The organism is Streptomyces lushanensis (assembly GCF_001700515.1).
GTDB lineage: Bacteria > Actinomycetota > Actinomycetes > Streptomycetales > Streptomycetaceae > Streptomyces > Streptomyces lushanensis.
The window spans coordinates 1-6424 of the sequence record NZ_MAUD01000379.1 but is presented as its reverse complement, the minus strand read 5'-3'; the positions used below and the strand labels follow the sequence as shown (position 1 = coordinate 6424).

The window sequence follows — 6424 nt, the reverse complement described above, 5'->3', positions numbered from 1 at the left end:
CGAGTTCGCCAAGCTCGGCGAGATCACCGAGGAACACTACGACCGCACCTTCGACATCAACGTCAAGGGACTCGTCTTCGCCACCCAGAAGGCACTGCCGCTGCTGCCCGACGGCGCCTCGGTGATCCTGCTCTCCTCGATCAACGCCTCGCGCGGCATCGAGGCGATGAGCGTCTACAGCGCCACCAAGGCCGCGATCCGCAATCTCGCCCGTGGCTGGGCCGCCGAGCTGGCCGGGCGCGGCATCCGCGTCAACGCCATCAGTCCCGGTCCCATCGAGACTCCCGGTATCCACCGCCTGGTCGGTGACGACCCGCAGGCCAGGGAGGAGTTCAGGAGGACCATCACCCCCAGGATCCCGCTGGGCAGGCTGGGCCAGGTGGAGGAGGTCGCCGCCATGGCCCTCTTCCTCGCCACCGACCAGAGCTCCTTCACCACCGGGGCGGAGTTCTTCGTCGACGGCGGCCTCGCCCAGGTCTGACCGATCGCACCCGCTCAGGAGCGGCCGTCAGCGGCCGTCCGGTTTCGGGGCGAGCAGGTCCAGGGCCTCCTCCCAGTCGAAGTGGGCCCCGGCCGCGGCCGAGTCGGGCCGGTGAGGCGTGTACGTCCCGATCAGGACGTCCATCTCACGCAGCCGGTCGAGGCTCCGCCGGTACGCGGGATGGGCGGCCTGGGCCGCGTTGAGATACGGGAGTACGGCGGTGGGGACGCCCAGGCCGTACGCCTCGCACAGGATGCCCACGGCCAGCGTGTCGGAGATCCCGGCCGCCCACTTGTTGATCGTGTTGAACGTGGCCGGCGCCACCGCTATCGCGTCCGGCGGCGGCAGCGGGCGCGGATCGCCGGGGCTGCGCCAGGCGGAACGGATCGGGTAGCCCGTCCGCGCGATGATCGCCTCGGTGTCGATGAAGGCCAGCCCTCGCGGGGTCGCGATCACGCCCACGTCCCACTGCCGCTCCTGCGCCGCGGCGATCAGCGTGGTGACATCGCCCGCGATGCCCGCCGCGCAGACCACGACATAGAGGAAGGGCTTCCCGCGCGGATCCTGCTGCTCGGTCATGAAGAGCTCTCCGTTGGTGTGGCGATGTCTTCCGCGGCGAGAACCTCGCCCGCTTCTCACCCTGCTCATCGGCACGGCCCACGGACGGATGCCGGGCGAGCGCCGACCGGCCGGGCACCGGACGGGCCCTGACGTTCCGACTGGCCCTGACGGTCCGACCGGTCCGACCGGTCCGACCGGGGGAGCCGGTTTCGGAGGCTACCCGCTCCGTGCTCGGGTCGCACAGCGCGGATCACGACCTGTCAGCTCCGTCCGGCGACGCGTACGGCGGGAAATGTATACGGGGACCGGAATCCTGGTTGGCGGGAGGCGCGGGCAGGAAGCGCACTACGCTGACTTCGGTGGCCGTGGACCTGTGAAAGTCGTATAGGTCAAAAGTTGCGCACGCTTTAAAGTGTCCGCATGGGTATGCGCAAGGGCGATCACGATCACAGCGGAACGGATTGGGAGACCGCGGTCCTCGACGGGGGCCCAGCGGACGGGATACGGATGCGGGTCAACGACCGGCCCGCCGTGGTGCAGGTGACGTATCCCTGCGAGGTGGACGGGCCGGCGGGCGGGGCGCAGGTGGAGGCCCTGTACGTGTACCGGCGCGATCCGCGCGTACAGGAGCAGCCACTGCGCTACGGGTACGACCAGGCGAGCCCCTGACGGGCCGGCCGCCTGACACACGGGCCGCCTCGCGGGCAGGTCGCCGGCAGGACGCGGAGCGGAAGGGCAGGGGCCGGTTCGGCGGGCGGTACCAGGGAAGGGCCGCCCGCCGAACCGGTTCGGTCCGCGGTACGGCGTACCTCCAGGTGACCGCGTGTCCCAGGCGACCGGTTGTCCCAGGTGGCCGCGTACCCCAGGTGGCCATGCACCCCGGTGTCCTGGCCTCTGACCAGACCCGGGGGTCTGGTGGCCGCGTACCCCCGGTGGCCATGTACCCCCGGTGGCCGTGCGGCGGTACGGCCACCACCGCCGTGCGCGATCAGGCCCGGCGGATCTGCGCGTGGCGCGCGGGAGGGTGTGCCGCCCGGTCGGTGAGCTGCCCGACCATCAGCCGGACCACGGTGACGACATCGGGATCGTCGACGAAGTAGACCTGTCTGCGGCCTTCGCGCCGCGACCGTACGAGCCCGGCCAGCTTCAGTTTGGTCAGATGCTGGCTGACGGCGGGAAGCGCCCCGCCCACCCGTTCCGCGAGCCCGGTGACATCGCTCTCGCCCTGGGCCAGGACCCACACGATGTGCAGCCGGGCCGACGACGCCAGCAGCCCGAACGCGGCGGCGGCTTCCGTGAGCACCTCGGCGGACGGGTCTCCTGAGCCACCGACTTCTGCCGTCACGATCGCTCTCCCGTCCCGCGCGGAACCGACGGCTCAGTCTAGGCGTCGGGGTCGGGGACGGGCCCGAAGCGTCGGGGGGCGGCCACAGCCTCGTGGGCCGAGGCCCTGCGCGGCACGTCAGGGCCGCGTGTCAGGGCCGCGCGGGCGGCTCGTTCCGCTCGACGATCGTGCCGGTCACGACGCGACGTCCGGACGCGGCGGACTCGGGCCCCTGGTCCTGCCCGCTCCGGCCCTGCCCGTCCTCGTCCTCCTTCTTCAGCGCCTTCGTCTCGCTCTTGAGTATCCGCGCGGCCTTGCCTGCCGAACGGGCCAGCTCAGGCAGCTTCTTGGCGCCGAGCAGAACGACGATGACGATGAGGATCAGGGCCAGTTCGCTCAAGCCGAACATCAGATTTACTCTCTCCCGGGGTTGGACGGACCTGGATATCTACAGTGCTGTAGAACTATCTCGTACCGTATGACCGTCCAACAAGACCACTTTCCAGACCGGCCGACGCACCGCCGTCACGCCACCGCCACAACGCCGTTCACGCTACGCGGGCGCCGTGAACTACGTGGGAACGCCCAGTGCCCTCTTCGACGAGCGGTACCGCGTGATCAGCACCGGACGCATCCAGCGCATGGGCGCCGGGAAGTTGCTCACCAGGGGCGCGTAGCCCGGGACCTCTTCCGGGTCCTCCATCAGACCGAAGACCAGATGCGGCCCGGTGTGCGGGGCTCCGCTGACGATCGCCGACCGCAGCCGGCCGACTTCGCCGTCCGGCACCAGCGGGATCAACTCCTTGAAGGCGGCTTCCTCTTCGTCGAAGTGCATGTTCAGAACGGACTGGACCCGCTGTGCCGACGGCAGCCCGGACAGCGCGGCCTGGCCCACGACCACCAGGGCCGCGTCCCCTTCGCCCGTGACCTGCTGGGCGGCGATCGCGTCGACCGTCCTGGTGAGTTCATGGAGCTCGGCGTCGAGCGCCTCGAGCGCGAAGCCCGGCCCGCCGATCCTGGCGGCATCGGCCGGAACGAGTTCGCGCAGCACCGGCCAGAGCAGCACATCCTCGCTCGCGTAGTGGCGGCGGATGGACTCGATCAGCCAGCGGGCCGTGTTGACCAGCACCTTGACGTCGACGGGTTCACCGCCGGCGAGGCGCCCGAACGATTCGGATACGAGGGCGGTGCCCCGACGCAGAATCGTGTGCACGGCGAGCATCTCGTCATACATGCACGAACGTCCGGCGCAGAGCCTGGGTGGTGCAGCCATCGCGTATTCCTGCCTGTCCCAAAAATTGGGGTAATATTTGGAGTGAAATAGAAAGCATTGAAAGCATCGAGCCAGTGGTCATTACCCGCCAGATATAAGATACGCATATGCCCGAAGCGCGTCCGTACAACTCACCCCGTCGCGCGCTCATGGCCGCCGAGACACACCGCGACATCATTGACGCGGCACGGCGGCTCTTCCTGGAGCGCGGCTATGCGCATGTGACCGTCGCCGACATCGCGCGCGAGGCCGGGACGGCGGTCAAGACGGTGTACACCAGCGCGGGCAGCCGACTCGACATACTCCGGGAGACCATCCATCACGCCGCCGCGCATTCGGGTGGCGAGGGAACCGCGGAATTCATACGGAATTCAGAGGATGGGCCTTCCGCGATCGCTCTGCTCGCACACCGTACACGTCTCAGCAATGAGCATCACCGCGAATCCATCGCCATCCTCTACAGCGCTCTGCCGGTGCAGGAAAACGCGGCGGAACTCTGGGAGGAAGGCACCTCTCTTTACTTCTGTGCCCTCCGGGAGATCGCCTCACACCTCGACGGTCTGGGTGCTCTCCGACCCGGGCTGACCGTGGACCGCTGCGCCGATGAGCTGTTTTTCTGCTTCGGTCTGAACGCGTGGCGCACTCTCGTCGACGACCTCGGCCGGACATGGGACCAGGCCGAGGCGGAACTGACCGCCATCGCCACCAGGATCCTGATGGACGAACGAGGGTTGTCCACAGGCTGAGGGGGAGGCCGACGGGATGTCAGGGTTCCGGCGCAGAATGGGTGCATGAATCAGATGGCCGGTTCGATGCCGGAGTGGGAGAAGCGCTTCCGGGCGCCGCGGGTTTCGCTGCCGGACTGGGCGGAGGACGCGCCGGAGCGGGCGCTGTTCGTGTCCAATGCGACAGGGACGTATGAGCTGTACGCGTGGGATCGCGCGACCGGCGCCCAGCGGCAGGTGACGGACCGGCCGAACGGGACGACGGACGGGGTGCTGTCGCTGGACGGCGAGTGGATCTGGTGGTTCTCGGACACGGACGGGGACGAGTTCGGCGTGTGGATGCGCCAGCCGTTCACCCCCGGGGAGAGCGGGGCCGGGACCTCCGGTGTCTCCGGGCCCGACGAACCGGCCGCGCCGGGGCTCGCTCCTTCCTATCCCGCCGGGCTCGCGCTCGGGCGGGACGGCACGGCGGTGGTCGGGCGGTCGACCGACGAGGACGGCACGACGCTGCATGTCGTACGGCCCGGGGAGGCACCCGTCGAGATCTACCGGCACCGGGAGTCGGCCGGGGTCGGGGATCTGTCGTACGACGGCACGCTGCTCGCGATCGAGCACACCGAGCACGGGGACGCGATGCACTCGGCGCTCCGGGTGCTGCGGCTGGACGGCTCGGTGGTGGCGGAGCTGGACGACACCAGGGGCGGTACGCGCGAGCTGGGCCTGGAGGTGCTGGGCTTCGCACCGGTGGCCGGGGACAGCCGGCTGCTCGTCGGGCATCAGCGGCGGGGGCGCTGGGAGCCGGTCGTCTGGGATCCGCTGACCGGCGAGGAGACCGATCTCGCCGTCGAGCTGCCCGGGGACATCAGCGCCGAGTGGTATCCGGACGGGTCGGAGCTGCTGATCGTGCACAGCTTCGAGGGCCGCAGCGAGCTGTGGCGCTACGACTTCGCCAAGAGCGCGCTGATCGAGGTGGAGACCCCGGCGGGCACGGTGTCGGGAGCGACGGCCCGGCCGGACCGCAGCGTGGAGTATCTCTGGTCGTCCGCGGCGGAGCCGCCGCAGGTGCGGTCCACGGTGGGCGGCGTCGTGCTCGACCCACCGGGGATGACGGCGCCGGCCTCGGTGCCGGTGGAGGACGCGTGGGTCGAGGGCCCGGGCGGCAGGATCCACGCGCTGGTGCAGCGGCCGGCGGGGGAGGCTCCGTTCCCGACGGTCTTCGAGATCCACGGCGGTCCGACCTGGCACGACAGCGACGCGTTCGCCGCGGGCCCCGCCGCCTGGGTCGACCACGGATTCGCGGTCGTCCGGATCAACTACCGCGGATCCACGGGCTACGGGCGCGAGTGGACGGACGCGCTCAAGCACCGGGTCGGGCTGATCGAGCTGGAGGACATCGCGGCGGTCCGGCAGTGGGCGGTGGACTCCGGTCTGGCCGATCCGGCGAAGCTGGTGCTGGCGGGGGGTTCCTGGGGCGGCTATCTGACCCTGCTCGGGCTCGGCACCCAGCCGGACGCCTGGGCGGTGGGACTGGCGGCGGTGCCGGTCGCCGACTATGTGACGGCGTACCACGACGAAATGGAGGCGCTCAAGGCGATGGACCGCACCCTGCTGGGCGGTACGCCGGAGGAGGTGCCGGAGCGTTTCGAGGCGTCGTCGCCGCTGACCTATGTGGACGCGGTCCGGGCTCCGGTCTATATCTCGGCGGGAGTGAACGACCCGCGCTGTCCGATCCGCCAGGTGGAGAACTATGTGGACCGCCTGGCCGCCCGAGGCGCGGTCCATGAGGTGTACCGCTATGACGCGGGCCACGGGTCGCTTGTCGTGGAGGAACGGATCAAGCAGGTCAGGCTGGAGCTGGACTTCGCGACGAGACATCTGAAGTAGCACCCGGAAGGAGCACCTCAGGGGGAGAGGAGACACGGGCGGCTGGTCCCGGGGTGGCCCAGGGGCGAGGCCCGGAAGGGGGGCCGGACTTCCGGGCCCGCCCCCGGACTCCGGGCCCGCCCGGAGGCCCAAGGCCCCGGGACCGGAGGCGGGCCTCACGGGCGGGGGCCGGAGAC

The 6424-nt window shown here is 70.2% G+C and carries 8 protein-coding genes; 4 read left to right on the top strand and 4 right to left on the bottom strand.

Translation table 11 applies throughout. From position 1 onward, the window contains the following. The coding region (locus BFF77_RS26750; protein ID WP_141698536.1) for an SDR family NAD(P)-dependent oxidoreductase at nucleotides 1-481 on the top strand (481 nt) is incomplete at its 5' end. A gap of 27 nt (nucleotides 482-508) precedes the next feature. On the opposite strand, the gene BFF77_RS26745 is transcribed toward BFF77_RS26750, so the two are convergent. Then, complete coding sequence (locus BFF77_RS26745; protein ID WP_066954570.1) at nucleotides 509-1060, bottom strand: flavoprotein; 552 nt, start codon at nucleotides 1058-1060, stop codon at nucleotides 509-511. Nucleotides 1061-1462: 402 nt separating this feature from the next. On the opposite strand from BFF77_RS26745, the gene BFF77_RS26740 reads away from it, so the two are divergent. After that, nucleotides 1463-1711 (top strand): hypothetical protein, encoded by a 249-nt coding sequence (locus tag BFF77_RS26740; RefSeq protein ID WP_079125524.1) that lies wholly within the window; start codon nucleotides 1463-1465, stop codon nucleotides 1709-1711. A gap of 319 nt (nucleotides 1712-2030) precedes the next feature. Here BFF77_RS26740 and BFF77_RS26735 read toward each other — a convergent pair whose 3' ends face one another. From BFF77_RS26735 to BFF77_RS26725, 3 genes are all read right to left on the bottom strand, one after another. Next, complete coding sequence (locus tag BFF77_RS26735; protein WP_066954567.1) at nucleotides 2031-2387, bottom strand: ArsR/SmtB family transcription factor; 357 nt, start codon at nucleotides 2385-2387, stop codon at nucleotides 2031-2033. A 130-nt stretch (nucleotides 2388-2517) separates the two neighbouring features. Then, on the bottom strand, nucleotides 2518-2775 hold the full coding sequence (locus BFF77_RS26730) for a twin-arginine translocase TatA/TatE family subunit (RefSeq protein ID WP_066954564.1): 258 nt from the start codon (nucleotides 2773-2775) through the stop codon (nucleotides 2518-2520). A gap of 162 nt (nucleotides 2776-2937) precedes the next feature. After that, a complete protein-coding gene (locus tag BFF77_RS26725; RefSeq protein WP_066954561.1) occupies nucleotides 2938-3639 on the bottom strand; it encodes a hemerythrin domain-containing protein in 702 nt (233 codons plus the stop codon). Between the two features lie 149 nt (nucleotides 3640-3788). On the opposite strand from BFF77_RS26725, the gene BFF77_RS26720 reads away from it, so the two are divergent. Both BFF77_RS26720 and BFF77_RS26715 read left to right on the top strand, forming a co-directional pair. Further along, entirely contained in the window at nucleotides 3789-4385 is a 597-nt protein-coding gene (locus tag BFF77_RS26720) for a TetR/AcrR family transcriptional regulator (RefSeq protein ID WP_169922733.1), read from the top strand. 45 nt (nucleotides 4386-4430) lie between these two features. Further along, a complete protein-coding gene (locus BFF77_RS26715; protein WP_066954555.1) occupies nucleotides 4431-6248 on the top strand; it encodes a S9 family peptidase in 1818 nt (605 codons plus the stop codon). The last annotated feature ends 176 nt before the right edge of the window (nucleotides 6249-6424 follow it).